The sequence below is a fragment of the Methylibium petroleiphilum PM1 genome (assembly GCF_000015725.1).
Lineage (GTDB): Bacteria > Pseudomonadota > Gammaproteobacteria > Burkholderiales > Burkholderiaceae_C > Methylibium > Methylibium petroleiphilum.
Map to the genome: position 1 here is coordinate 2,860,054 of NC_008825.1, position 23,091 is coordinate 2,883,144.

Here is a 23,091-nt window from a genome sequence, read left to right on the forward strand (position 1 = left end):
CATGACATGCAAAGACTTGCAATCGTTTATCACAGCGCGCACGGGCACACCGAACACATCGCGACCCACGTGGCCGAAGGCGCCCGCAGCGTCGGCACGGCCGAGGCGCAACTGCTCAAGGCCGATGACCTGGCCCGGCAACCCGATGAGCTGCTGGCGTACGACGGCGTCGTGCTGGGCTCTCCCACCTACCTCGGCGGCGTGTCCGGCCCGTTCAAGGGCTTCATGGACGCCACGGGCCGGCTGTGGCGCACGCAGCGGCTCAAGGGCAAGCTGGCCGCCGGATTCACCGTGTCGTCCCTGCCCTCCGGCGACAAGCAGTCGACGCTGACCTCGATGTTCGTGTTCGCCATGCAGCACGGCATGCTGTGGGTCGGCAACCCCTTCCTTCCCGGGCAGCACGACGGCGTGCCTCACGACCAGGCCGTCAACCGGCTCGGCTCCTGGTCGGGCCTGATGGCCCAGGCCGGGCATGCGGCAGCGGCCGATGCCTTCGTGCCGGGCGACATCCGGACCGCGCGGATGTTCGGCCGGCACGTCGCAGAGACCCTGGAACGACTCGGCCATGCCCGCCCCGCGGGAGCGGCGGCATGATCCCCAGGCGCTACGGCCCGCTGCTGTCCGGGCTGATGCTGTCGGGCCTGATGTCGCTCCTGATCTCGGGGCTCACGACCTTCCGCGCCATCGGACCGGCACCCGGTTTCGCAGGCCTCTGGTTCGGCGCCTGGTGGGCGGCCTGGATGGTGGCCTTCCCCGTCGTGCTGCTGGTCGCTCCGCTCGCCCGAAGGCTCGCCGAGCGGCTGACGGCCCCTCCGTGATCCGCCGCCACGGCGGCGCTCACTGCAGGCCGATCAGCCGCGCGATCATCTCGCCCGCACTGCGGGCCTGCAGCTTCTTCATGAGGCGCGCGCGGTGGCCGTCGATCGTGCGCGGGCTCACGCCGAGCGCCCGCGCGATGCCCTTGGTGCCCTGCCCCGCCGCGAGCTGGCGCGCGATCTCGCGCTCGCGCGCCGTCAGTTCGACCGTCACCGGGCGCCGCGCGGAAATGTCCTCGAAGGCCCACACCGCACAGGCGAACGGCTGGTCGAGCCGCATCGAACGGCCGGCCACGTGGCACCAGAACAGGCGACCGCTGCGGTGGCGCATGATGCGCTCGTCGCTGTAGTGGCCGGTCTGCTGCATGACGGCCAGTCCCTGGGCACCGATGTGCTCGAACTCGCTGCGCGACGGGTACAGGCCCTCGAGCGAGTGCCCGGCCAGATCGGCCGGGGAGTAGCCGAACATCGCCGCGAACGGGGCGTTGCAGCGCCGGATGGTCCGCTCGCGCGAGACGCACAGGCCGACCGGCGCCAGGTCGAAGACCTGTTCCAGGTCGTCGTCGACCGTCGGTGCCTCCGTTGCCGCCGCCGGCGAGGGAAGGTCTGTGCGGGGCATGCGGGAAAGCACCATGAGGTAGTCCTACGTCTGGCGGCGGGCGAACGAGTTTCCTACATTGGCCGTCGCGGCAAACGGGGACGAAGACCCTGCGGTTGCCCGGTTTCCGGAGTGCCTGCAATGAACCTGGCCCGATGGCTCGTGCGCGCCGCCCTCGCCCATCCCGACCGCCCCGCCGTGCTGCTGGGCGATACGGTGGTGCTGGACTACCGGACCCTGGCCGACCGCGCCGCGCGACTGGCCGGCCACCTGCGCGGAACCCTGGGGCTGCAGCCGGGCGAGCGGGTGGCGCTCTGCATGCACAACCACGTGGGCTACCTCGAGCTGCTCTATGCCGCCTGGTGGGCCGGCCTGGTGGTGGTGCCCGTCAACGCCAAGCTGCACCCTGGCGAGGTGGCGTTCATCGTCGGCGACGCCGAGGCCGCCGTCCTGTTCGTCTCCGAGGATCTGGCGCCCGACCTGCGCGCCCCCCTCGCGGCGCTGCCGGCGTTGCGCCAGGTGCTCACGCCGGCCGATGCCGCCTACCGCACGGCGCTGGAGGCGGCCGCCATCGAGCCGGTGCACCGGGCGCCCGACGACCTGGCGTGGTTGTTCTACACGTCGGGCACCACCGGCCGCCCCAAGGGCGTGATGCAGTCGCACCGCAACCTGGCCGCGATGACGGCCTGCTATTTCATGGACGTGGACGAGGTGACGGCGGCAGACGCCATCGTCTATGCCGCGCCGATGTCGCACGGGGCCGGGATGTACAACTTCGCCTTCGTCGCGAAGGCGGCACGCCACGTGGTGCCGGTCTCGGGTGGCTTCGATCCGGCCGAGTTGCTGACGCTGTCCCGAGGCATCGGGCGGCTGTGCCTGTTCGCCGCGCCCACCATGGTGAAACGCCTGGTCTCGCACCTGCGGGACACGGGCGCGCCGGCCCACGGTTTCAAGACCATCGTCTACGGCGGCGGCCCGATGTACGTGGAAGACATACAGGACGCGCTCGGCGTCATGGGCCCGTGCTTCGTGCAGATCTACGGGCAGGGCGAGTCGCCGATGACGATCACGGCGCTCTCGCGCCAGCACCTCGCCGATCGCGCGCACCCGAAGTGGCTCGATCGCATCGGGTCGGTCGGCATGGCCCATTCCCTGGTCGAGGTGTGCGTGGTCGACTCACGGGGAGACCCCGTGGCGGCGGGCGAGATGGGCGAGGTCGTCGTGCGTGGCGAGACGGTCATGACGGGCTACTGGCGCAACCCCGAGGCGACGGCACAGACGCTGCGCGACGGCTGGCTCCGGACCGGCGACCTGGGTGCGATGAACGAGGACGGATTCCTCACGCTCAAGGACCGCTCGAAGGACGTGGTCATCAGCGGCGGCTCCAACATCTACCCGCGCGAGGTGGAGGAGGTGCTGCTGCGCCACCCGGGCGTGCGGGAGGCCGCCGTCATCGGCCAGCCCGACGCCGAGTGGGGCGAGATCGTCGTCGCGTTCATCGTGGGCGACGGGGTCGAGCCCGAAGCGCTCGATGCGCTGTGCCTGCAGCACATCGCCCGCTTCAAGCGCCCCCGGCGCTACCGCTTCGTCGAGGCGCTGCCGAAGAACAGCTACGGCAAGGTGCTGAAGACCGCGCTGCGGCAGCTCGCCTGAGACGGGGCGGCGCAGGGCCCGTCACCGCTCCAGCGTCCACACCAGCTTCAGCAGCGCGCGGGTCTGATCGGGCAAGGTGTCGCGCTGCTCGCCGGTGTAGCCGAGGCGATCGACGTAGAAGAGGAGCTCGCGGCCGGGCTGCCATTGCCAACGCAGGCGCCCGCTCGCGCCCAGTTCGTGCGACACGTTGGCCCACTGCAGCGGCAGGCTGCCCGCCAGCTGCGTGCTCGGCGCGTGATCGATCCGCAAGGTCGCCGTGCGCACCGTGAACCGCCCCTCGTCGAAGCGGATCGCGTTTCGCATGCCGCCCACCGCCGCACTCCAGCGCGAACTCGGATGCCATCCCAGCGTCAGGCCCTGGCCGTTGCGGCGACCGGTGTAGTCGCCGCCGCTGTCGCTATAGCGCTCGCGGAGCTCGCGCTCCGGGCTTCGGCGTTCTTGCAGGCGGTGTCGGTCAAGGGCATCGGTTCGGAGGCAATTCCCCCAGGCAAAAGAGCCCGGTTCCTCCAATTGTTCCCCCAGTCTGCGCCGGATACCGAGCACGGTGCGAGACGCCCAGAAACGACAAAGCCCCGTAGAACGGGGCTTTGCGGGGAATTCAGAGGCGTCTTGAGATGCTCTGAAAACGATCCTTGGCGGAGGGAGGCATCGCTACGTTATCTGTAACGCCAATAAATACGTTGTTTTCTACACCGTCGAGTACGCCATTCCCCCAACGATTCCCCCGATCCCGCTCGGTAGTTGTTCGAATCCTGGGCGGCGCCAACGAGCAGGCCGTGAATTGGAGGGACGGTGAAGCACGCGCAGGACGGGGAATCGCGCCAGGGCTTCTCAGCTACGCCTCGCTGTTGTGGAAGAAGTAGTCCGGCACCTCCGGCCCCCACAGGTAAAGGGAATCCTCCGGGGCATGGTCTCCGGTCGGCCAAGTCATCCCGGTCGCGATGAAGTCGATATCGGCGGAATACTCGGCGAAGGAACCCCATGGATCGCGAACGTAATGAAAGTAGTTCGATCCGAGCACATGCCGCCCGGTACCCCATCCTTCCGTGTAGCCCGCCTTTCGCATCTGCTCGCCGCCCTTGCCGACGGCCTCGATGCCATCGACGTCCCAGGAGCTGTGGTGCCAGCCTCGCGCGCTGCTGGAGGCGAACGCCACCAGGTGATGGTCGGAGCCATGTCGACCGTGCATGAAGGCAACGGCGTCGCGCGACCGGTCGGACAGCCGCAGTCCGAGGGCTCGTGCGTAGAAATCGATCGCGCGGGCGATGTCCGGGGTGAACACGGGCGCAAAGTGCGTGGGACCGAATGAGAGCGGCGCGGCGACGCGCAGGCGGCCTCGTAGCTCACCGGCCGGGAGGATGGCTTCCCTGGCCGCATCTACTTCTGCGCAGACCCGGGCCGCGTAGTCGCGAAACATGGCCCCTGCTTCCGTCACGGCCGCCCCGCGGGTGGACCGAGTCAGCAGTTGCACCCCGAGTTCTGCTTCGAGCCGGGCAAGGCGGCGACTGACGATCGATTTGGCCACACCGAGCCGCCCGGCTGCCGGCGACACCCCCCCGGCGTCAGCCACCGCCACGAACGTCTGAAGCTCCTCGATATCCATCGTCGCGTTCCTCTTCAAGCAACACAGCGTCGCCCATCATGGCACTACCGGGCCACCGATGGGAACAACACAATGCGCTCCAGCAACGTCGCACCGGCGACTGCATTCCCGGAATCAACCCCGCTCACGCGGCAACCTAGGACCCCTTCCATGACTTTCCGCAATGGCCTGGCTTCGCTCCTGCGCCCCGAGGATTCGGTGCTCGTCCTGATTGACCACCAGCCCTACCAACTCGCGAACGTGAACAGCCATGAACCGCAGATGGTGATCAACAACACGGCGGGCCTGGCGAAGGCTGCCAAGGCCTTTGGCGTGCCAACCATCCTGACGACCGTGATCGCGGCCCGTGGAGGCCTGCTGTTCCCGCAGATCACCGAGGTCTTCCCCGGCCAGGAGGTGATCGACCGCACGTTCATCAACACCTGGGAAGACAGGACGGTGGTGGATGCCGTGAAGGCGACGGGCCGCAAGCAGCTGGTCATTGCCGGCCTGTGGACCGAGGTGTGCGTCGCGATGCCCACGATCCAGGCCCTCGGCGAAGGCTGGGATGTCACGGTGGTCACCGATGCGTCAGGCGGCGTGTCGGTCGAGGCCCATCAAGTCGCCATCCAGCGCATGATCGCGGCCGGCGCGAACATGATGACCTGGCTGGCAGTGGCGGCGGAATGGCAGCGCGACTGGGCCCGACTCGAGCAGGCGGCCGCATTGACTGAGGTGATCACGCAGCACGCCGGCGGCAGCGGCATCGCATTCCTTTGGGAGCAGCAGCTGCTCAACACGCCGGTGCCGGCGGAGGCACGGTGACCTGAACGGGACGGCGGATGTCCGGGGCACGGCACTGACGCCGCTCTTCGGACGTCCCGTCCCCTCACGCTCATTTTTGTCGCACAGAAGGCGAGCCGATTAGCGCAGCAGCGGATTACGTGCGACCTCATCCAGTACCTCCCGCTTGGCCTGTGCACGGCACCATTCGAAGAGATCGGTCTGGCCTGCTCCCCGGACATCTCGGACCCCGATCGCGGAACGGCCCCGGTGCGCTGGGCCAATGCCAACAAGTCCAACGAGGGCGCGGCGGCGCTCGCTTCGCTGGAAGCCCAAGGCATGCAGCTCGTTATTCCCTGTGGGCAGGTTACCTACGAGGGTCGATGGGGGAAGCTACCGGACGGCTCGATCGCCTTCGTCGGCCGCTATGTCAGCCCGAACGCACCTGACGGGCAGCCCGCCATTGCACGCGTCGGGGCCGCGCCCAACGAACCGGATGCCGTGGGCTGGCTTCAGATCGAAGACGCGTCGGGGTCCGAACTGTTCGGGCCGTGGCTGGTCCGCAAGGTTGATGGCCAGGTGAGTTTCACCGCGTGCGCGCCGTAGGTGATGGTCGGAAAAATTATCCGTACCACTTTGGAAGGCCACTGAGAAAGGCCTCGGAGAAGGCGCTTCGATGGTCCGGTCAGTGCCCTACTGAGAATGGCCATCGGGCCCGCAGCCCGCGCCACGCGGGGCTCACGCGAAAAAAAGCCCGCGTCGTGCGCGGGCTTGGACTACTTGGCGGAGAGGGAGGGATTCGAACCCTCGGTACGGGGATACCGTACGCCTGATTTCGAGTCAGGTACATTCGACCACTCTGCCACCTCTCCGGAAAACTGTGGTCTCACTATCGCTAGCGAAGCCACCGATTGTAGCTCAGGCCACCAGCCTTTCGAGCCCACCGAGGTAGGGCCGCAGCGCCGCCGGGATCGTGATGCTGCCGTCGGCATTCTGGCCGTTCTCCAGCACCGCCACCAGCGCACGGCCGACGGCCAGGCCCGAGCCATTGAGGGTGTGCACCAGTTCGTTCTTGCCCTGCGCCGTCTTGTAGCGGGTCTGCATGCGGCGCGCCTGGAAGGCCTCGCAGTTGGAGCAGGAACTGATCTCGCGGTAGGTGTTCTGCGCCGGCAGCCAGACCTCAAGATCGTAGGTCTTGGCCGCACCGAAGCCCATGTCGCCGGTGCACAGCGTGATCACACGGTAAGGCAGCTCGAGCTTCTGCAGCACCGCCTCGGCGTGGCCCACCATCGCCTCGAGCGCGGCGTCGCTCTGCTCGGCGGTGGTGATCTGCACCATCTCGACCTTGTCGAACTGGTGCTGACGGATCATGCCGCGCGTGTCGCGGCCGGCGCTGCCGGCCTCGGAGCGGAAGCAAGGGCTGTGGGCCGTGAGCTTGATCGGCAGCTGGTCGGCGGCCAGCACCTGCTCGCGTACGCTGTTGGTCAGCGAGATCTCCGACGTGGAGATCAGGTACTGCGTGGTGGCTTCGTCGTCGTCACCGCCGCGCGTGACCCAGAACATGTCGGCCTCGAACTTGGGCAACTGGCCCGTGCCCTCGAGCACCTCGCGGTTCACGATGTAGGGCGTGTAGCACTCGGTGTACCCGTGTTCCTGCGTCTGCACATCGAGCATGAACTGCGCGAGCGCACGGTGCAGCCGGGCCACCGGCCCGCGCAGGAAGCTGAAGCGTGCGCCGGACAGCTTGGCCCCGGTCTCGAAATCGAGCCCGAGCGGTGCGCCGAGGTCCACGTGGTCCTTCGGCGCGAAGTCCAGCGCGCGCGGCTGGCCCCAGCGGCGCACCTCGACGTTGGCGTGCTCGTCGGCACCGACCGGCACGCCGGCCTGCGGCAGGTTGGGCAACGCCATCAGCAGCGCGTTGAGCTCGCTCTGGATCACCTCCAGCCGCTCGGCGCTGGCCTTGAGCCCGTCGCCGATGCCGCCCACCTCGGCCATCACCGCCGCCGTGTCCTCGCCCTTGGCCTTGAGCTGGCCGATCTGCTTGGACAGGCTGTTGCGTCGGGCCTGCAGCTCCTCGGTACGGGTCTGGATGGCCTTGCGCTCGGCCTCGAGCGCGGTGAAGCGCTCCACGTCCAGGAAGGGCTGTGGCGACTTGCGCGTCTCGAGGCGCGCGACGACGCCCTCGAGGTCCTTGCGCAACAGGTTGATGTCCAGCATGGTGGGTGGCGGCGGGAAAAGGCTCGCGATTCTAGGGTTGCGGCGTCAAGCCACACCTTCCATCGATTTGTCGCCCAGCCCCAGGGGCAGCGGGAAGCGCACGGTTTCCTCCACGCCGGCCATCTTGCGCACCGACACCGCACCCAGCGCGCGCAGGCGCTCGATCACCTCGCGCACCAGCAGCTCGGGCGCCGAGGCGCCGGCGGTCAAGCCGACCCGGGCGGATCCCTCGAACCACTCGGGCCGCAGGTCGCTGGCGGAGTCGACCATGTAGGCCGGCGTGCCCAGGCGTTCGGCCAGCTCGCGCAGGCGGTTGCTGTTCGAGCTGGTCGGGCTGCCCACCACCACCACCACGTCGACCTGCGGCGCCAGCACCTTCACGGCGTCCTGGCGGTTCTGGGTGGCGTAGCAGATGTCCTGCTGCTTGGGCTCGCGCACCTGCGGAAAGCGGCGCTTCACGGCGGCCAGGATCTCGGCCGCGTCGTCGGTGGACAGCGTGGTCTGCGTCACCACCGCCAGGCGGTCGGGGCGCGTCACCCGCAGCTGCGCCACGTCGTCGACGTCCTCGACCAGGTAGATGCCCTCGCTCAGCTGGCCCATCGTGCCTTCGACCTCGGGGTGCCCCTTGTGGCCGATCATGATGAACTCGTAGCCTTCCTTGTGCAGCTTGGCCACCTCGACGTGCACCTTGGTCACCAGCGGACAGGTGGCATCGTAGACGCTGAAGCCGCGCGCCTCGGCCTCGTCGCGCACTGCACGGCTCACGCCGTGGGCGCTGAACACCAGCGTGGCGCCGGGCGGCACGTCGGCCAGGTCCTCGATGAAGATCGCGCCCTTGGCCTTCAGGTCGTTGACCACGAAGGTGTTGTGCACGATCTCGTGGCGCACGTAGATCGGTGCGCCGAACTTGCGGATCGCGCGCTCCACGATCTCGATCGCCCGGTCGACGCCGGCACAGAAGCCGCGCGGCTCGGCCAGCAGCACGTCGGTCACGCCGCGTTCGGCGTCGTGGGACGGGCTCGTGTCCATCGTCATCACAGCACCCCGATCAGTTGCACCTCGAAGCTCAGCGGCTGGCCGGCGAGCGGGTGGTTGAAGTCGAACAGCGCCCAGTCTTCTTCGGGCGGGCCCAGCTGGCGTAGCACGCCGGCGAAGGCGCCCTGCCCGTCCGGCGTGGGGAACTGCACCACGTCGCCGACGCCGTAGCGCTCGTCGGGGTCGCCGTGCGCGCGCAGCACCGACAACGCCACGCGCTGCAGCAGTTCGAGGTTGCGCTCGCCGAAGGCCTCGCCGGGGGCGAGCTGGAAGGTGGTGTGCGCGCCCTCGGCCAGGCCGATCAGGCGCCGCTCCACGGCCGGCGCCAGCTCGCCGGTGCCCAGCGACAGCGTGGCCGGCTTGTCGGAGAAGGTGTTGATCAGATCGGCACCGTCCGGGCCGGTGAGCCGGTAGTGCAGGGTCAGGAAGGACCCGGGCTGGACCTGTTGAGCGTTGACCACGGAGGTTTGCTTTCGCTTCGATAGACTGGGATGGATTTTCGCACTGCACCGTGAAAGACCTTCCCGCCGACCTCCGACCCCGCGAAAAGCTGCTCGCCCGCGGCCCGGCGGCGCTGGCCGACGCAGAACTGCTGGCGCTGCTGCTGCGCACCGGGCTCAAGGGCCAGGGCGTGCTGCAGCTCGCGCAGGCGCTGCTCGATCGTTTCGGCGGACTCTCCGGACTGCTGGCAACCGACACAGCCGAGCTCGGCAGCGTGAAGGGGCTGGGGCCGGCCAAGCGGGCCGAGCTGGCAGCAGTGCTGGAGATCGCCCGCCGCAGCCTGGCCTCGCGGCTGGCGCAGACCCCGGTGTTCGACTCGCCGCAGGCCGTGAAGGACTACCTGCAGCTCCAGTTGGCCAGCAAGCCGCACGAGGTGTTTGCCGTGCTGTTCCTCGACACGCAGCACCGGCTGCTGGCCTTCGAGGAGCTGTTCCGCGGCACGCTGAATCAAGCGAGCGTGTACCCGCGCGAAGTGGTCAAGCGCGCGCTGGCGCTCAACGCCGCGGCGGCGATCCTGGCCCACAACCACCCGTCCGGCGTGGCCGAGCCCTCGCGTGCCGACGAGGCCCTGACACAGGCGCTGAAGGCCGCGCTGGCGCTGGTCGACGTGCGGGTGCTCGATCACTTCGTGGTGGCACGGGGCAGCGTGGTGTCGTTCGCCGAGCGGGGGCTGCTGTGAGTGCCGACCCGCCCGTTGGCCGGGCGCGCCGAACGCGCCGCAAGGCCGCCGCGCCGGTGGCCGGCAGCCTGCAGGACCTGAAGGCCCTGAAGCGCCGGATCGACGACGCCGCGCAAGAGCAGGCTCGGCTCGAGGCCGAGCAACGTGCCACCGAGGCGCGCCTGCGGCGCGAGCGCGACCTGTTCGCGCTCAGCGTCGGCCCGGTGTTTCCGCTCCAGCGCGCCGTGCGCGCGCCGGTGCCACGGCCCAAGCCGGAGCCCGTGCCGCTGCAACGCCAGCGTGACGAGCAGGCCGCGCTGCGCGAGGCGCTGTCCGACGAGTTCGATGTGGAGTCGCTGCTCGACACGGATGAAGCGCTGTCCTACCGCCGCAGCGGCGTGGGTATCGACGTCGTCAGGAAGTTGCGGCGCGGCGGCTGGGCCATCCAGGCCCATCTCGACCTGCACGGCCTGCGCCGGGACGAGGCCCGCGAGCGGCTCGCCGACTTCCTGCGCGAGGCCGGTCGGCAAGGCTTGCGTTGCGTGCGCGTGGTGCACGGCAAGGGCAATGGCTCACCGGGCCGGCAGGCCGTGCTGAAGGCCAAGGTGAGGACCTGGCTGGTGCAGAAGGCCGAGGTGCTGGCCTTCACGCAGGCGCGCGGGTCCGAAGGCGGCGCCGGCGCGCTCGTCGTGCTGCTCGGCGCGCCGCCTTCGTCGGTCTAGACCGAAGAGGAACCGCGGCCCTCAGGTGCCCCGGTTCCTCATCCAGTCGGCCGTGTTGGCGAACGAAGCCTTGAGCCGCGAGACGAGCAAGGGGTCGAGCTCGCATTCGTGCATCGCCTGCTCCATGCAGGCCATCCACTGGTCACGTTCGCGCACGCCGATCGAATAGGGCAGGTGCCGCGCGCGCAGGCGCGGGTGGCCGAAGCGCTCGACGTAGAGATCCGGCCCCCCGAGCCAGCCGCACAGGAACCAGAACAGCTTGTCGCGCGAGCCGTCCAGCGTGCTCGGGTGCAGGCGGCGCAGGTCGTGGAAGCCGGGCTCCAGGTCCATCAGGTCGTAGAAGCGGTCGACGAGCGCGCGCACGGCGTGCTCGCCGCCGACCCATTCGTAGGGTGTCGCCGGGGCGGTGGATTCAGGAGGGGTCGTGGTCATTTCGGCCCGGAGCATAGCGGTTGCGGCGGGCGGGGGGCATGCGCCAGCGGCGGCGGCGGCGGCGCCCGGCGGACGCGGCAGGTTCAGGGGCTGAGCCGCGCCGCCAGCTGGCTCACCGCTTGCGCGGCGGGCGTGCCCGGCAGTGTCTCGACGACCAGTTGACGCTTCTTGACGGCGTCGCGGACCGAGGGGTCGAGCGGCACCTCGCCCAGCAGTTCCAGCCGCACCGGCGTGTCCACGGCCGAACTGACGAAACGGTCGATCACCTGCTGCAGTTGCAGCGCGACGCCCCGCCCGTCGCCGGCGCGCGGCACCTGGTTCACCACCAGCCGCAGTTCGCGCCGTGACTGCTGCATCGCCAGCACCTTGATGGTGGCGTAGGCATCGGTCATCGAGGTCGGCTCCGGCGTGGCGACGATCAGCACCTCGTCGGCCAGCGACACGGTGTAGAGCACCACGTCGGAGATGCCCGCGCCGGTGTCGAGCAGCACGATGTCGAAACGCGGCGTCACTTCCTCGATCACCGCGAGCAGCTTCTCGCGCACCTCGGGCGTCAGCCGCGAATATTCGACCAGTCCCGAGCCAGCCAGCAGCACCGAGAAGCCGCCGGGCGCCGGCAGCACCGCCTGCTCCAGCGTGGCATCGCTGGTGAAGACATCGTGCAACGTGATCTTGGGATGCAGGTTCAACACCACGTCGAGGTTGGCCAGGCCCAGATCGGCGTCGAGCACCAGCACGCGCAGGCCACGGCGCGCCAGCGCCGCCGCGAGATTGGCGGAAATGAAGGTCTTGCCGACCCCACCCTTGCCGCTGGTGACGGCCAGGATGCGGGCGCGCGGCGGCGCGTCGTTCGGCGCGGGTCGGTCGGTGGGAGCGGTGGTCATGGCGGTGAGGAGTTAGGAGGTGGCCGCCGCATCGTCGAGTGGCATCGGCAGACTGGGCGAGAACAGCATGCCGCGCTCTTCGGCACTGACGAGCGAGACGGCAGTCGGCTCGATGCACGTGCGGTTGCGGCCCTCGGCCTTGGCACGGTAGAGCTGGGCGTCGGCACGCTCGGTCCACAGGCGGGCCGACGAGCGCACCCATGGCGGAGCGAAGGCACCACCGGCGCTCAGGGTGACACTCAGCATGGTGCCCTGTGGCAACGGGACGGTGCGCGCCTCGACCGCTCGGCGCACGCGCTCGGCGGCCGCCTGGGCGAATGCCGGTGGGCAGTTGGGCAGCACGATCGCGAACTCCTCGCCGCCGTAGCGGGCCACGGTGTCCATCGGACGTACGCATTCCTGCAGCGTGCGCGCCACGGCCTGCAGCACCATGTCGCCGGCGGCGTGGCCGTAGGTATCGTTGACGCGCTTGAAATGGTCGATGTCGAGCAGCAGCACCAGTGCCGCCTCGCCCGAGCGGGCCACACGATCGGTCTCGCGCTCGAGCGCAAGGTCGAACTGCCGGCGGTTGGCCAGGCCGGTGAGGGCGTCTCGGCTGGACAGGTCGCACAGCGCGTCGACCAGCTGCTGCAGCCAGGTCGCGTCGCGCGGACCCGTCGACAGCGCGTGCCCGGCGCGCTGCAGCAGTTGCAGCGCGGTGTCGAGGTGGAGTCCGTCGGTGGGCAGGGGCGCGTCCGGCGGCGAGGGGCGGGAAGGCTTCACGATCACGGCAGTCTAGCGGGGGCGACACGGGCGTGAAGCTGCGAACTGCACCGCTTCCGCTCGGCTTCTTGCGGCCCGGTCGGCCGCTCAAGATCGCCAGACTTCCGCCGATAAACCTGACGATCCCCCTGCCACTGTCCGAACTCGCCCCATCATGAGCGCCGTGCTGTCATCCGTCCCGTCCGCTTCGCCGCCGGCCGGCGAACGCGAGTTCGATTTCGAAGCCGCCGACTTCCAGCGCGTCTGCGCCCTGATCTACCAGCGTGCCGGCATCAACCTGCAGCCGGGCAAGCAGGCCATGGTCTACAGCCGGCTGTCGCGCCGGCTACGCGACACCGGGCACCGCTCGGTCGGCAGCTACCTGCAGTGGCTGGAACAGCACACCGGCCCTGCCGGCGAGGCGGAGTGGCAGGAGTTCGTGAACTGCCTGACCACCAACCTGACGAGCTTCTTCCGAGAGGAGCACCACTTTCCGCTGCTGACGCAGGCGCTGCAGCAACGGCGTGGCCAGGCCGTGCGGATGTGGTGCAACGCGGCCTCCACCGGCGAGGAACCCTATTCGCTGGCGATGACGGTCATCGAGGCGCTGGGTTCCCAGCACAACGTCAAGCTCGTCGCCAGCGACATCGACACCAAGGTGCTGGCCACCGCGAGCCGCGGCGTCTACGACGCGGACTCTCGCGGCCTGAGCCCCGAACGGCTGCGCGCGCACTTCCTGCGCGGCAAAGGCGCCAACGCCGGCTCGATCCGCGTGAAGCCCGAACTGGCCCGCATGATCGAATTCCGCGCCTTCAACCTGATGAGCAGCGCCTGGGCGCTGGGAGACCCGTTCGACATCGTGTTCTGCCGCAACGTGATGATCTACTTCGACAACCCGACGCAGCGCCGCGTGCTGGAAGGCATCCACCGCGTGATGAAGCCGGGAGGCCTGCTGTTCGTCGGCCATTCCGAGAACTTCAGCGACGCGCGCGAACTGTTCCGCCTGCGCGGCAAGACGGTCTACGAGCGCGTGGATCGCTGAATTTACCGACCCGGCCCCTGCCCTCATGCTCTCTTCCATCGCCCATCCCACAGGCGCTGCCGCCGGCCCCGCGCGCGGCACCGGCCGCCCGTTCTCCCGCCTCGAGCAGTTGAAGGCCGCGCCGCGCAAGCCAGGCGAGGCCTCCTTTTTCTTCTTCGACGCCCACTTCAAGGCCGACGCCGTGAAGGTGCTGCCGGGCGAGTACTTCGTCCATGACGAAGATCTGCTGATCATGACCACGCTGGGCTCCTGCATCGCCGCCTGCCTGTGGGACCGCGAGCGCCGCATCGGCGGACTCAACCACTTCATGCTGCCCGACGGCGGCGGTGCGATGGAATCGGGCCGCTACGGTTCCTATGCGATGGAGTTGCTCATCAACGAGATGCTCAAGCGCGGCGCGAACCGCCTGACGCTCGAGGCCAAGGTGTTCGGCGGCGGCGCGGTGGTGAGCGGGATGAACACGCTCAACGTCGGCGAGCGCAACACCGCCTTCGTGCTGGACTACCTGAAGACCGAGCGCATCCCGGTGGTCAGCAAGGACGTGCTCGACATCTACCCGCGCAAGGTGTGCTTCTTCCCGGCCAGCGGCAAGGCGATGGTCAAGCGGCTGGCAGCGACCAACACCGACGCCCTGGTGGCGCAGGATCGCGCGGCCGCGAAGGCCGTGCTGCCGGCCACGGGCGGTGGGGGCTCGGTGGACCTGTTCTGAGCCGACCGGCGGCGACAGGACGGTGCATCGAGGACACAAGAACAGGGAGAACAAGATGGCGAAGATCCGTGTGGTGGTGGTGGACGATTCGGCGCTGGTGCGCAGCCTGCTCACCGAGATCATCAACCGCGAACCGGACATGAGCTGCGTCGGCGCGGCCAGCGACCCGATCGTCGCGCGCGAGATGATCCGCAACCTCGATCCCGACGTCATCACGCTCGACGTCGAGATGCCGCGCATGGACGGCATCGACTTCCTGTCGCGCCTGATGCGGCTGCGTCCCACACCGGTGGTGATGGTGTCCACGCTGACCGAGCGCGGTGCCGAAGTCACGCTGAAGGCGCTGGAACTGGGCGCCGTCGACTTTGTCGCCAAGCCGAAGATCGGCGTCGCCGATGGCCTGCGCCAGCTCGGCGCCGACATCACCGAGAAGATCCGCACCGCGGCCCAGGCCCGCGTGCGCAAGCTGGTCACGGCGCCGTCGCCGGCGCCCGGTGCCAGCGCACCGCGCGCGGCCGCGCCGGCTGCCAGCCTGGGCCGTCTGTCGACCGAGAAGATCGTGTTCATCGGCGCTTCGACCGGCGGCACCGAGGCCACCAAGGAGGTGCTGATGGCGCTGCCGGCCGACGCCCCGGCCGTCGTGATCACCCAGCACATGCCACCCGGCTTCACGACCAGCTACGCGAACCGGCTCGACGGCCTGTGCCGCATCAGCGTGCGCGAGGCACGCGACGGCGAGCGCGTGCTGCCCGGGCACGCCTACATCGCCCCCGGCGGCCTGCACCTGAGCGTGGAGCGCAGCGGCGCCAACTACGTCGCCCGCGTGCAGGACGGTGAGCCGGTCAACCGCCACAAGCCCAGCGTCGAGGTGCTGTTCAAGAGCGCGGCCCGCGTGGTGGGCCCGAACGCGATCGGCATCATGCTGACCGGCATGGGCGCCGACGGCGCCAAGGCAATGCGTGAGATGCGCGACGCCGGCAGCTACAACCTGTGCCAGGACGAGGCGAGCTGCGTGGTGTTCGGCATGCCGCGCGAGGCCATCGCGGCCGGCGCGGCGCACGAGGTGCTGCCGCTGTCGCAGATCGCACCGCACCTGCTCGATCGCCTGCGCAGCACCGCGGGCCTCTCGCTCAACCGGGTCTGAGCTTCACGCCCGGCTGGCTACGGCAGGAACAGCGACTGCAGGTCGCTGAGGAAATCGAAGCCGCGCTCGGTCGGCCAGACACGCTGGAGATCGCGCTCGATCAGGCCCTTGGCCTCGGCCGCCTCCAGCCCGCGCTGGATCGCGGTCACCGCGAGGCCGGTGCGCTCGGCGAACCGGGCCAGTTCGAAGCCCTCCCTCAAGCGCAGCGCATTGAGCATGAACTCGAACGGCAGTTCCTGGCGCGCCACCTCGTGCTCGTTGGACACCGCCGCGCCCTCCACCGCCTGCCGCAGGTAGGCCGCCGGCTCGCGCCAGCGGGTCTGGCGCAGGACGCGGTGCGCGAAGCTGAGCTTGCTGTGAGCACCGGCCCCGATGCCCAAGTAGTCGCCGAACTGCCAGTAGTTGAGGTTGTGCTGGCAGCGATGGCCGGGCCGCGCATAGGCCGAGACTTCGTAGCGCCCCAGGCCCGCTGCGGTGGTGAGTTCGGTGATGCGATCGAGCATGCCGAAGGCGGTGTCGTCGTCGGGCAGACCGGCCGGCGGGCGCGACGCGAACTGGGTGTTCGGCTCCAGCGTCAGGTGGTAGACGCTCAGGTGCGGCGGCTCGAAGGTGAGCGCCTGCCGCACGTCGGCCTCGCAATCGGCCAGGCTCTGGCCTGGCAACGCGTACATCAGGTCGAGGTTGAAGGTGTCGAAGGCCGAGCGCGCTTCCTCGACAGCCGCCAGGGCCTGGGCGCGATCGTGCACCCGGCCCAGCGCCTTCAGCTTGGCGTCGTCGAAGCTCTGCACGCCGATCGACAGACGCGTCACGCCGGCCGCGCGGAAAGCGCGGAAGCGCTCCCGCTCGAAGGTGCCCGGGTTGGCCTCGAGCGTGATCTCGCAGCCGGGCTCCAGCGGCAACCGGGCGCGCACGTCGGCCAGCAGTTGCCCGATCGCGTCGGGCGAGAACAGGCTGGGCGTGCCGCCGCCGATGAAGACGCTGACCACGCGCCGGCCCCAGACCAGCGGCAGAGCCCCCTCCAGGTCGGCGCGCAGCGCGTCGAGGTAGCGCGACTCCACTCCGGCGTCGAGCGCACGGCCTGTTCCAGCCCCGGGCCTGTCGGGCCGGAGCATGGGCGCCGTCGTCAACTCATGCGAGTTGAAATCGCAGTAGGGGCACTTCTTCAGGCACCACGGCAGGTGGACGTACAGCGCCAGCGGCGGCAAGGCCGCCAATTGCAGCGTGCCGGCGCGCTGGTGCAGCGCCGCGACGTCGATAGCTCGCGTGTTCACGCGAGCCAGTGTGCGCGCATCAGCGCAAGCATGTCGCGCGCGGCGAGAGCCCGGTGGCTGCAGCGGCTCTTCTCTTCGGCCGGCATCTGCGCGACGCTGCGGCCGAGCGCCGGGATGAACATCAGCGGGTCGTAGCCGAAGCCGGCCTCGCCGCGCGGCGCGTCGAGGATTTCGCCCTGCCAGCGGCCGAAAGCGATCAGCGGCTGGGGATCGTCGGCATGGCGCAAAGCGACCAGGGTGCTGACGAAGCTGGCGCGCCGGTCCGCCTGCCCTTGCAGTCGATCGAGCAGCAGCGCGTTGTTGGCGGCGTCCTGCACTGCACGCTGTGCCTCGCGATCGGCGGCCGGCAGCACGACCGTCGCGTAATGGGCCGAAACGACCCCGGGAGCGCCCCCCAGCGCATCGACACACAGGCCGGAGTCGTCGGCGATCGCCGCACAGCCCGCCTCTGCAGCGGCGTGCCGCGCCTTGGCCAACGCGTTCTCGACGAAGGTGTGGTGCGGCTCCTCGGCCTCGGCGATGCCCAGCGAACCCTGCGTCACCAGTTCGATCGGCAGCGCGGCGAACAGCCGCTGCAGTTCGACCAGCTTCTTCGCGTTGTTGGAGGCCAGGACCACGCGCACGGCGGGGACCTCAGTCCTTCAACGCCGCGGCCTGGGCCGCGACCAGGGTACGGATGCCCTGCTCGGCTAGCGCCAGCAGCCGGTCCATCTCGGCGCGACTGAAGGCAGCGCCTTCGGCGGTACCCTGCACCTCGATGAAGTGGCCGGCACCGGTCATCACGACATTCATGTCGGTATCGCAGGCGGAGTCCTCGATGTACTCGAGATCCAGCAGGGGCGTGCCCTGCACGATGCCGACGCTGACCGCTGCCACCGGCTCGCGGATCGGCGAGGCCCCGATCTTGCCCTGCGCCAGCAGCCAGGTCACCGCGTCGTGCGCCGCCACGTAGGCGCCGGTGATCGCCGCGGTGCGCGTGCCACCGTCGGCCTGCAGCACGTCGCAGTCGAGGTGGATGCTGCGTTCGCCCAATGCCTTCAAGTCGAACACCGCGCGCAGCGAGCGACCGATCAGGCGCTGGATCTCCTGCGTGCGACCGCTCTGCTTGCCGCGCGCGGCCTCACGATCGCTGCGCGTGTGGGTGGAGCGCGGCAACATGCCGTACTCGGCGGTGACCCAGCCCTCGCCGGAGCCGCGCTTGTGCGGCGGCACCTTCTCCTCGACCGAGGCCGTACACAGCACCTTGGTGTCGCCGAAGGCGATCAGCACCGAACCCTCGGCGTGCTTCGTGTAGCGGCGGGTGATGGTGAGCGGGCGCAAAGCGTCCGCTGCACGGGCTTGCGTGCGTTCGAAACCCATGGCGGGCCTTTCAGTGCTTCTTGGATTCGGACGAGCGCCGGATGGCCTCGTTGATCTCGCGGATCGAGCGGTCGATCTCGGCTTCGTCCAGCTCGTCGGGTTCGCCGGAGCCGGCGCCGACACTGGCCTGGATCGTGGAGGCGAACACCTCCTCGCCCAGGGTCTGGGTGGATATGGCCTGGTCCGGGACGGCATTCTCCGCCGCCTCCCACTCGACCGAGAGCACTGTCACGTTGTCGCTCTTCGGACCCCCCTTGCGCAGGGCCTGCTCGACGAGTTCAGGCACGGCGTCGGAGATCGAGCGCGTGGCGAGCTGCTCGGTGATGGTGTCGTCGCTGATGCTGCCCCACAGACCGTCGGAGCAGAGCAGCAGGCGATCGCGCTTCTGCAGGATCAACGGCCCCACGGTATCGACGACGGGCTTGCCCGGGCTGCCCAGACAAGTGAACAGCACATTGCGGTTGAAGCGCTCGCCCATCGGCACGACCTGCGCCATCGTGTCCTGCAGCTCGGAATAGCTGTGGTCGCGGGTGCGGGCGATGAGCTTGTCGCCGCGAACCAGGTAGAGCCGGGAATCGCCGCAGTGCGCCCAGTAGGCGGTGTTGCCCTGCAGAACGCAGGCGACAATGGTGGTGCGTGGCGTGTCGATCAACGCCTTCTCGGTGGCGTAGCGGATCAGCTGGTGATGGCCCGCGATGATGGCATCGTGCAGGAAGCGCATCGGGTCCTTCAGCACCGGCTTGGCATCGCGCTGGAACATGGCGGCCAGCGTCTGCAGCGCGAGCTGCGAGGCGACCTCGCCCTCCGGGTGCCCTCCCATGCCGTCGGCCAGCGCGAACAGCCCCGAATCCCGCGTGTAGCAATAGCCCATGCGGTCTTCGTTCTTCTCGCGGCCGCCCTTGCGGCTGATCTGGTAGACGGAGAACCTCATGCGGCGATCCTCACGCCTTCGCGCCGGTCTTGATGTTTTCGAGCTGCAGCTTCAGCCGCTCGCTGAAGCTGAGCTTGGTGTAGCGGCGCTCGGTCTCGCGCGCCAGTTCCTTCTGCAGCGCGAACACGCTCTGCGGGCGCGACAGCGGGTCGAGCGACATGCACCATTCGGTGACTTCGATCAGGTTGTCGGAATACACATTGCGCAAGCGCGACAGCGAAAGCCCGAGGCGGTCCTTCTCGATGCGCTGCGGCGCGTCGTTCGGCGGATAGCCCTGCATGCAGGCGTAGATGCACGCGCCGATCGCGTAGATGTCGGTCCAGGGGCCGAGCGTGCCATCGCGCCGGTACATCTCAGGCGCAGCGAAACCCGGCGTGTACATGGGACGGATGAAATTGCCTTCCTTCGACAGCACCTCGCGGGCCGCGCCGAAGTCGAGCATGACCGCCTTGTTGTCGTTCGTGATGAAGATGTTCGCCGGCTTGATGTCCAAGTGCAGCATCTTGTGCTGATGCACGATGCGCAGTCCACGGAGGATCTCGTCGAACAGTGAACGAATCGTCGATTCCCTGAAAACCTTGTCGCGCTTCAGGTCGCGTGCCGTGACGATGAAGTCCTGAAGGGTGTCGCCCTGCAGGTAGTTCATCACCATGTAGACGGTCTCGTTCTCGCGGAAGAAGTTCAGCACCGAGACCACGCTCGGGTGGCTGATCTGCGCGAGCGAACGGCCTTCCTCGAAGAAGCTCTTCAAGCCCAGGCGATACAGCGGCTGCTTCTCGGGTTTGACTCGGGGCGTGAGTTCACCCACCGAACGTTCGGCCAGCGAGGCGGGCAGGTATTCCTTCAGCGCGATCAGCCGCCGCTCGCTGTCTTCGCAGAGATAGACGACACCAAAGCCGCCGGCCGCCAACTTCTTGATGACCTGGTAACCCCCGACCACGGTGCCCGCAGGCAGTGGCGCGGGTTTCAGCTTTGACATAATCGGATTTTGCAATGCGATAAGTTCGATGGCAGTTTACAGCATGACCGGTTATGCAAGCGCATCGACCGGGGCCTCCGCCACAGGGGAAAACGCCAGCGAGAGCGGGCACGGTCCGTTCGCCGGGGTGATGGTGGAATTGCGCTCGGTCAACAGCCGCTTCCTGGACATCGCATTTCGCATGCCTGACGAAATGCGCGCGCTGGAACCGGCGCTGCGTGAGCTGATCACCGGCCAGCTGCGGCGCGGCAAGATCGAGTTGCGGCTCGCGACGCGGGACGACGCCGGCACCGCTTGGCCCCAGCCGCAGACCGATCAGCTGCACACGCTGTCGCGCCTGGAAAACACCGTGCAATCGTGGCTGCCGAACGCCCCGCCGCTGACGGTGCACGAGGTGCTGCAGTGGTGCCGCGGCGCGGCGCCGGCGGTGCGGCTCGACGACGCGGCGCTCGATGCCGCCCGGCGCGCCGTGACGGGGCTGGTCGAAGCGCGCGCGCGCGAGGGCGAGAAGCTCGTTGTGGTGCTGATGCAGCGCGTCCACCGCGTGCGGCAGCTGGCCAGCGATGCCCAGCCGCTGGTGCCGCAGGTGGTGCAGCGCCAGCAGCAACGCTTCTTGGAGCGCTGGCAGGAAGCCCTGGCATCGAGCGGTGCTGCGCAGACCCTGCCGCAGCAGGCACTGCAGGAACGCGCCCTGAACGAGGCGGCCGCTTATGCCATCCGGATCGACGTGGCCGAGGAGCTGGCGCGGCTCGGCGCCCACCTCGACGAGATCGAACGTCTGTTGAAGGCCGGTGGCGAGCTCGGCAAGCGCCTGGACTTCCTGATTCAAGAGTTGCAGCGCGAGGCCAACACGCTGGGCTCGAAGTCGGCCGCATTGGAGCTGACGCAGATCTCCGTGGAGATGAAGGTCGCGATCGAGCAGATGCGCGAGCAGGTGCAGAACATCGAGTGAGGGTTCACGGGGTCTCCTGACACCCCCAAGCGGCCGGAAAGTCCAGCGTTTACGCGGGTTTAGCGTTTCAGGAGGTTGAACAGCGGCCCACCCCATCCCAGAATCTGTGTGTACACAAGCGTGTACCCACAGGGCCCACGGGCCGGCAGTGTGTACACACGGCAGGGGGTGGCGATGGGAAAGCTGACTGACGTGGCGATCCGGGCCTGGATCCGGTCCGGGGAACGATTCGAGGGCCGCTCCGACGGCGATGGTCTCGTGCTGACCTGGCGAGAGAAGCGCACGGCGCCCAGCTGGCGACTGCGCTACCGCTTCGCCGGCAAGCCGAGGGTGATGGAGATCGGCAGCTACTCGGATCTCACCCTCGCCGCCGCACGCCAAGCCGCGAAGGAACTCCGCGCCAAGATCGCCCTCGGCCATGACGTGGCCGGCGAGAAGCAGGAGCGCAAGTCCACCGCCCTGGCCCGCATCGAGGCCGCGCGCAGCGTCACCACCGTCGGCCAGCTCGCCGACGAGTACTTCGAGCGCATGATCAATGGCCGTTGGAAGCACCCGAACATCGTGCGCAGCCGCATCGAGAAGGACATCAAGCCGCACCTGGGCAAGCTGGCCCTGGATGCGGTGGAGCCGAGGCACATCGACGCCATGCTGCGCGCCGTCGTCAAGCGCGGCGCGCCGACCATCGCCAACGACGTGCTGCGCTGGGTGCGGCGCATGTTCGACTACGCCATCAAGCGCCACCTGGTGCGCTTCAACCCGGCAGCGGCCTTCGACCTGGCGGACGCGGGCGGCAAGGAACTCGCCCGCGAGCGCGCGCTGTCACGCGATGAGCTGGTGACGCTGTTCGAGGCGATGCGCCAGGCCAAGGGCTTCAGCGTGCAGAACGAGCTGACGGTGAAGCTGCTGTTGCTGCTGGCCGTGCGCAAGGGCGAGCTGATCGCCGCACGCTGGGACGAGTTCGAGCTGGAGGCCGACCCGCCGGTGTGGCACCTGCCCGGCGTCCGCACCAAGACCGGCCAGCCGCTGGACATCCCGCTGCCGACCATGGCGGTGGAGTGGCTGCTGAAGCTGAAGGAGCTGGCCTGCAACGCCGAGCACGTGCTGCCGGCGCGCAAGCTCCAGACCCGCATGGTGCCGCACGTCTGCGAGTCGACCCTGGGCGTGGCGATGGGCAAGGTGAAGCACGGCCTGTCCCACTTCACGGTGCACGACTTCCGCCGCACCGCGCGCACCCACCTGGCCGCCCTGGGCGTGGAGCCGCACGTGGCCGAGCGTTGTCTGAACCACAAGCTCAAGGGCGTGGAAGGTGTCTACAACCGGCACGACTACTTCGAGGAGCGGCGGCGGGCTCTGGAAGCTTGGGGCCGGTTGCTGCTGAAGCTGGGGCGCGATGACGCGACGGCCAAGACCGGCAAGGCCAAGGCAGCTTGACACCCGGCGCACCCGACTTCGATGATGCCGCCATGAGCCTGCACAGGATCAAGCTCATGTTGCCGCCGGACCTCCTCGAGTACGTCGCCCGACGCGTGGCGCAGGGCGGCTACGTGAATGCAGGCGAGTACTTGCGCCAGCTGATTCGCAGCGATGCCGCGGATCAGCAAGACCGTCGATTGGGTAACAGGTTGGCGGCCGATGAGACAAGGCGCGGCGGCACGCCGGCCGGCGACTCGCGCTGAGATGCCGACTGCTCATCGTAGGCGAGACGCTGATTACCGATCAGTCACTTTTCGCTTGACCTCCAGCGGGTCGGCACCGAAAATGACCGAAAGGTAACTTCAAGCGCCTGCCATGCCGTCGTCGGCCCAAGACTTACCGCTCGGTCACTCCGCCGACTCAGAGACGCCGATCCGCTCCTCCGTGGAGTTGGGCCTCGTGATCCGTGAGCAGCGCAAGCGGCTGGCGCTGAAGCAGCTCGACCTCGCCGGCCTCGGCAACACCGGCAACCGCTTCATCGTCGACCTGGAGAACGGCAAGCCGACGGTGCAACTGCAGAAGGTGCTGGATCTCATGGACCTGCTGGGCCTGGAGGTGGTGGTGCGCACCAAGGCCTCTCGTTCGACCTCCTCGCTGTGAGGCGCGGGTG

Annotated in this window: 28 protein-coding genes and 1 tRNA gene; 14 read left to right on the forward strand and 15 right to left on the reverse strand. The window is 68.7% G+C overall.

All coding sequences use genetic code 11. From position 1 onward, the window contains the following. The first annotated feature begins 6 nt into the window (after positions 1–6). Positions 7–594: a flavodoxin family protein gene (locus tag MPE_RS13535; RefSeq protein ID WP_011830268.1), complete on the forward strand. Its 588-nt coding sequence runs from the start codon at positions 7–9 to the stop codon at positions 592–594. Then, entirely contained in the window at positions 591–818 is a 228-nt protein-coding gene (locus MPE_RS13540; protein ID WP_011830269.1) for a DUF2798 domain-containing protein, read from the forward strand. Before MPE_RS13535 ends, MPE_RS13540 begins: the two co-directional genes overlap by 4 nt. Positions 819–837: 19 nt before the next feature. Here the strand turns inward: MPE_RS13540 and MPE_RS13545 are convergent, their stop codons facing one another. Beyond that, a complete protein-coding gene (locus tag MPE_RS13545; RefSeq protein WP_148210946.1) occupies positions 838–1,434 on the reverse strand; it encodes a PAS and helix-turn-helix domain-containing protein in 597 nt (198 codons plus the stop codon). 120 nt (positions 1,435–1,554) lie between these two features. On the opposite strand from MPE_RS13545, the gene MPE_RS13550 reads away from it, so the two are divergent. After that, a complete protein-coding gene (locus MPE_RS13550; protein ID WP_011830271.1) occupies positions 1,555–3,066 on the forward strand; it encodes an AMP-binding protein in 1,512 nt (503 codons plus the stop codon). A 21-nt stretch (positions 3,067–3,087) separates the two neighbouring features. Here the strand turns inward: MPE_RS13550 and MPE_RS24330 are convergent, their stop codons facing one another. Together MPE_RS24330 and MPE_RS23345 are read right to left on the reverse strand one after the other, a co-directional pair. Next, complete coding sequence (locus MPE_RS24330) at positions 3,088–3,369, reverse strand: hypothetical protein (RefSeq protein WP_158304619.1); 282 nt, start codon at positions 3,367–3,369, stop codon at positions 3,088–3,090. 532 nt (positions 3,370–3,901) lie between these two features. After that, positions 3,902–4,669, reverse strand: a complete 768-nt coding sequence (locus MPE_RS23345) for a LysR family transcriptional regulator (protein WP_011830273.1) — start codon at positions 4,667–4,669, stop codon at positions 3,902–3,904. 150 nt (positions 4,670–4,819) lie between these two features. Here MPE_RS23345 and MPE_RS13565 point away from each other — a divergent pair, with 150 nt between their 5' ends. Both MPE_RS13565 and MPE_RS13570 read left to right on the forward strand, forming a co-directional pair. Further along, positions 4,820–5,473, forward strand: a complete 654-nt coding sequence (locus tag MPE_RS13565) for a hydrolase (protein WP_011830274.1) — start codon at positions 4,820–4,822, stop codon at positions 5,471–5,473. A gap of 228 nt (positions 5,474–5,701) precedes the next feature. After that, positions 5,702–6,037, forward strand: a complete 336-nt coding sequence (locus MPE_RS13570; RefSeq protein WP_011830275.1) for a hypothetical protein — start codon at positions 5,702–5,704, stop codon at positions 6,035–6,037. 175 nt (positions 6,038–6,212) lie between these two features. Here MPE_RS13570 and MPE_RS13575 read toward each other — a convergent pair. From MPE_RS13575 to MPE_RS13590, 4 genes are all read right to left on the reverse strand, one after another. After that, positions 6,213–6,303, reverse strand: a tRNA-Ser gene (locus tag MPE_RS13575). A 46-nt stretch (positions 6,304–6,349) separates the two neighbouring features. Continuing rightward, entirely contained in the window at positions 6,350–7,648 is a 1,299-nt protein-coding gene (gene serS / locus MPE_RS13580) for a serine--tRNA ligase (protein ID WP_011830276.1), read from the reverse strand. Positions 7,649–7,693: 45 nt separating this feature from the next. Next, a complete protein-coding gene (gene ispH / locus MPE_RS13585; RefSeq protein ID WP_011830277.1) occupies positions 7,694–8,683 on the reverse strand; it encodes a 4-hydroxy-3-methylbut-2-enyl diphosphate reductase in 990 nt (329 codons plus the stop codon). Then, a complete protein-coding gene (locus MPE_RS13590; protein ID WP_011830278.1) occupies positions 8,683–9,144 on the reverse strand; it encodes an FKBP-type peptidyl-prolyl cis-trans isomerase in 462 nt (153 codons plus the stop codon). Before MPE_RS13590 ends, ispH begins: the two co-directional genes overlap by 1 nt. 50 nt (positions 9,145–9,194) lie before the next feature. On the opposite strand from MPE_RS13590, the gene radC reads away from it, so the two are divergent. Further along, positions 9,195–9,863, forward strand: a complete 669-nt coding sequence (gene radC, locus MPE_RS13595; RefSeq protein ID WP_011830279.1) for a RadC family protein — start codon at positions 9,195–9,197, stop codon at positions 9,861–9,863. After that, positions 9,860–10,564 (forward strand): Smr/MutS family protein, encoded by a 705-nt coding sequence (locus MPE_RS13600; RefSeq protein ID WP_011830280.1) that lies wholly within the window; start codon positions 9,860–9,862, stop codon positions 10,562–10,564. The genes radC and MPE_RS13600 overlap by 4 nt, the downstream gene beginning before the upstream one ends. 21 nt (positions 10,565–10,585) lie before the next feature. Here the strand turns inward: MPE_RS13600 and MPE_RS13605 are convergent, their stop codons facing one another. The 3 genes from MPE_RS13605 to MPE_RS13615 all read right to left on the reverse strand — a co-directional run bounded on the left by MPE_RS13605 (position 10,586) and on the right by MPE_RS13615 (position 12,648). After that, positions 10,586–10,996: a group II truncated hemoglobin gene (locus MPE_RS13605; protein ID WP_011830281.1), complete on the reverse strand. Its 411-nt coding sequence runs from the start codon at positions 10,994–10,996 to the stop codon at positions 10,586–10,588. An 83-nt stretch (positions 10,997–11,079) separates the two neighbouring features. Beyond that, complete coding sequence (locus tag MPE_RS13610; protein WP_011830282.1) at positions 11,080–11,880, reverse strand: MinD/ParA family protein; 801 nt, start codon at positions 11,878–11,880, stop codon at positions 11,080–11,082. A gap of 12 nt (positions 11,881–11,892) precedes the next feature. Beyond that, complete coding sequence (locus tag MPE_RS13615; protein WP_011830283.1) at positions 11,893–12,648, reverse strand: GGDEF domain-containing protein; 756 nt, start codon at positions 12,646–12,648, stop codon at positions 11,893–11,895. Between the two features lie 148 nt (positions 12,649–12,796). On the opposite strand from MPE_RS13615, the gene MPE_RS13620 reads away from it, so the two are divergent. The 3 genes from MPE_RS13620 to MPE_RS13630 are packed head-to-tail and all read left to right on the forward strand — an operon-like array spanning position 12,797 to position 15,516. Then, entirely contained in the window at positions 12,797–13,663 is an 867-nt protein-coding gene (locus tag MPE_RS13620; protein WP_011830284.1) for a CheR family methyltransferase, read from the forward strand. 25 nt (positions 13,664–13,688) lie between these two features. Next, the gene (gene cheD / locus MPE_RS13625) at positions 13,689–14,372 is read left to right on the forward strand and encodes a chemoreceptor glutamine deamidase CheD (protein WP_011830285.1); all 684 of its coding nucleotides are present in this window, start codon (positions 13,689–13,691) and stop codon (positions 14,370–14,372) included. A gap of 55 nt (positions 14,373–14,427) precedes the next feature. After that, positions 14,428–15,516 carry a protein-glutamate methylesterase/protein-glutamine glutaminase gene (locus tag MPE_RS13630; RefSeq protein WP_011830286.1) on the forward strand — a complete coding sequence of 363 codons (1,089 nt, stop codon included), beginning with the start codon at positions 14,428–14,430 and terminating at the stop codon, positions 15,514–15,516. Positions 15,517–15,533: 17 nt separating this feature from the next. Here the strand turns inward: MPE_RS13630 and hemW are convergent, their stop codons facing one another. From hemW to MPE_RS13655, 5 genes are read right to left on the reverse strand one after another with little or no spacing between them, the layout of a single operon-like run. Beyond that, positions 15,534–16,787, reverse strand: coding sequence for a radical SAM family heme chaperone HemW (gene hemW, locus MPE_RS13635; protein WP_011830287.1), 1,254 nt, complete (start codon positions 16,785–16,787; stop codon positions 15,534–15,536). Further along, positions 16,784–17,410 carry an RdgB/HAM1 family non-canonical purine NTP pyrophosphatase gene (gene rdgB, locus MPE_RS13640; protein WP_011830288.1) on the reverse strand — a complete coding sequence of 209 codons (627 nt, stop codon included), beginning with the start codon at positions 17,408–17,410 and terminating at the stop codon, positions 16,784–16,786. The genes hemW and rdgB overlap by 4 nt, the downstream gene beginning before the upstream one ends. A gap of 10 nt (positions 17,411–17,420) precedes the next feature. Further along, entirely contained in the window at positions 17,421–18,146 is a 726-nt protein-coding gene (gene rph / locus MPE_RS13645) for a ribonuclease PH (protein ID WP_011830289.1), read from the reverse strand. A gap of 10 nt (positions 18,147–18,156) precedes the next feature. Beyond that, positions 18,157–19,077, reverse strand: a complete 921-nt coding sequence (locus MPE_RS13650; protein ID WP_011830290.1) for a PP2C family protein-serine/threonine phosphatase — start codon at positions 19,075–19,077, stop codon at positions 18,157–18,159. Positions 19,078–19,087: 10 nt separating this feature from the next. Further along, positions 19,088–20,056 (reverse strand): serine/threonine protein kinase, encoded by a 969-nt coding sequence (locus tag MPE_RS13655; RefSeq protein WP_011830291.1) that lies wholly within the window; start codon positions 20,054–20,056, stop codon positions 19,088–19,090. Between the two features lie 28 nt (positions 20,057–20,084). Between MPE_RS13655 and MPE_RS13660 the strand changes: the two genes are divergently transcribed. The 4 genes from MPE_RS13660 (at position 20,085) to MPE_RS13675 (ending at position 23,081) form a co-directional block, all read left to right on the forward strand. After that, positions 20,085–21,008 (forward strand): YicC/YloC family endoribonuclease, encoded by a 924-nt coding sequence (locus tag MPE_RS13660; protein WP_011830292.1) that lies wholly within the window; start codon positions 20,085–20,087, stop codon positions 21,006–21,008. Positions 21,009–21,182: 174 nt separating this feature from the next. After that, positions 21,183–22,439: a tyrosine-type recombinase/integrase gene (locus tag MPE_RS13665; RefSeq protein ID WP_011830293.1), complete on the forward strand. Its 1,257-nt coding sequence runs from the start codon at positions 21,183–21,185 to the stop codon at positions 22,437–22,439. Positions 22,440–22,471: 32 nt separating this feature from the next. Further along, complete coding sequence (locus tag MPE_RS13670; protein WP_041929691.1) at positions 22,472–22,684, forward strand: ribbon-helix-helix domain-containing protein; 213 nt, start codon at positions 22,472–22,474, stop codon at positions 22,682–22,684. Positions 22,685–22,865: 181 nt separating this feature from the next. Continuing rightward, positions 22,866–23,081, forward strand: coding sequence for a helix-turn-helix domain-containing protein (locus MPE_RS13675; RefSeq protein WP_310733859.1), 216 nt, complete (start codon positions 22,866–22,868; stop codon positions 23,079–23,081). Positions 23,082–23,091: the final 10 nt, after the last annotated feature.

Excerpts from the sequence above, each read along its gene's own strand:
- MPE_RS13535 (WP_011830268.1), top strand. The coding sequence starts at position 7 with ATGCAAAGACTTGCAATCGTTTATCACAGCGCGCACGGGCACACCGAA.
- MPE_RS13540 (WP_011830269.1), top strand. The coding sequence starts at position 591 with ATGATCCCCAGGCGCTACGGCCCGCTGCTGTCCGGGCTGATGCTGTCG.
- MPE_RS13545 (WP_148210946.1), bottom strand. The coding sequence starts at position 1,434 with ATGCCCCGCACAGACCTTCCCTCGCCGGCGGCGGCAACGGAGGCACCG.
- MPE_RS13550 (WP_011830271.1), top strand. The coding sequence starts at position 1,555 with ATGAACCTGGCCCGATGGCTCGTGCGCGCCGCCCTCGCCCATCCCGAC.
- MPE_RS24330 (WP_158304619.1), bottom strand. The coding sequence starts at position 3,369 with ATGCGAAACGCGATCCGCTTCGACGAGGGGCGGTTCACGGTGCGCACG.
- MPE_RS23345 (WP_011830273.1), bottom strand. The coding sequence starts at position 4,669 with ATGGATATCGAGGAGCTTCAGACGTTCGTGGCGGTGGCTGACGCCGGG.
- MPE_RS13565 (WP_011830274.1), top strand. The coding sequence starts at position 4,820 with ATGACTTTCCGCAATGGCCTGGCTTCGCTCCTGCGCCCCGAGGATTCG.
- serS (WP_011830276.1), bottom strand. The coding sequence starts at position 7,648 with ATGCTGGACATCAACCTGTTGCGCAAGGACCTCGAGGGCGTCGTCGCG.
- ispH (WP_011830277.1), bottom strand. The coding sequence starts at position 8,683 with ATGACGATGGACACGAGCCCGTCCCACGACGCCGAACGCGGCGTGACC.
- MPE_RS13605 (WP_011830281.1), bottom strand. The coding sequence starts at position 10,996 with ATGACCACGACCCCTCCTGAATCCACCGCCCCGGCGACACCCTACGAA.
- MPE_RS13610 (WP_011830282.1), bottom strand. The coding sequence starts at position 11,880 with ATGACCACCGCTCCCACCGACCGACCCGCGCCGAACGACGCGCCGCCG.
- MPE_RS13620 (WP_011830284.1), top strand. The coding sequence starts at position 12,797 with ATGAGCGCCGTGCTGTCATCCGTCCCGTCCGCTTCGCCGCCGGCCGGC.
- cheD (WP_011830285.1), top strand. The coding sequence starts at position 13,689 with ATGCTCTCTTCCATCGCCCATCCCACAGGCGCTGCCGCCGGCCCCGCG.
- MPE_RS13630 (WP_011830286.1), top strand. The coding sequence starts at position 14,428 with ATGGCGAAGATCCGTGTGGTGGTGGTGGACGATTCGGCGCTGGTGCGC.
- rph (WP_011830289.1), bottom strand. The coding sequence starts at position 18,146 with ATGGGTTTCGAACGCACGCAAGCCCGTGCAGCGGACGCTTTGCGCCCG.
- MPE_RS13650 (WP_011830290.1), bottom strand. The coding sequence starts at position 19,077 with ATGAGGTTCTCCGTCTACCAGATCAGCCGCAAGGGCGGCCGCGAGAAG.
- MPE_RS13655 (WP_011830291.1), bottom strand. The coding sequence starts at position 20,056 with ATGTCAAAGCTGAAACCCGCGCCACTGCCTGCGGGCACCGTGGTCGGG.
- MPE_RS13660 (WP_011830292.1), top strand. The coding sequence starts at position 20,085 with ATGGCAGTTTACAGCATGACCGGTTATGCAAGCGCATCGACCGGGGCC.
- MPE_RS13665 (WP_011830293.1), top strand. The coding sequence starts at position 21,183 with ATGGGAAAGCTGACTGACGTGGCGATCCGGGCCTGGATCCGGTCCGGG.
- MPE_RS13670 (WP_041929691.1), top strand. The coding sequence starts at position 22,472 with ATGAGCCTGCACAGGATCAAGCTCATGTTGCCGCCGGACCTCCTCGAG.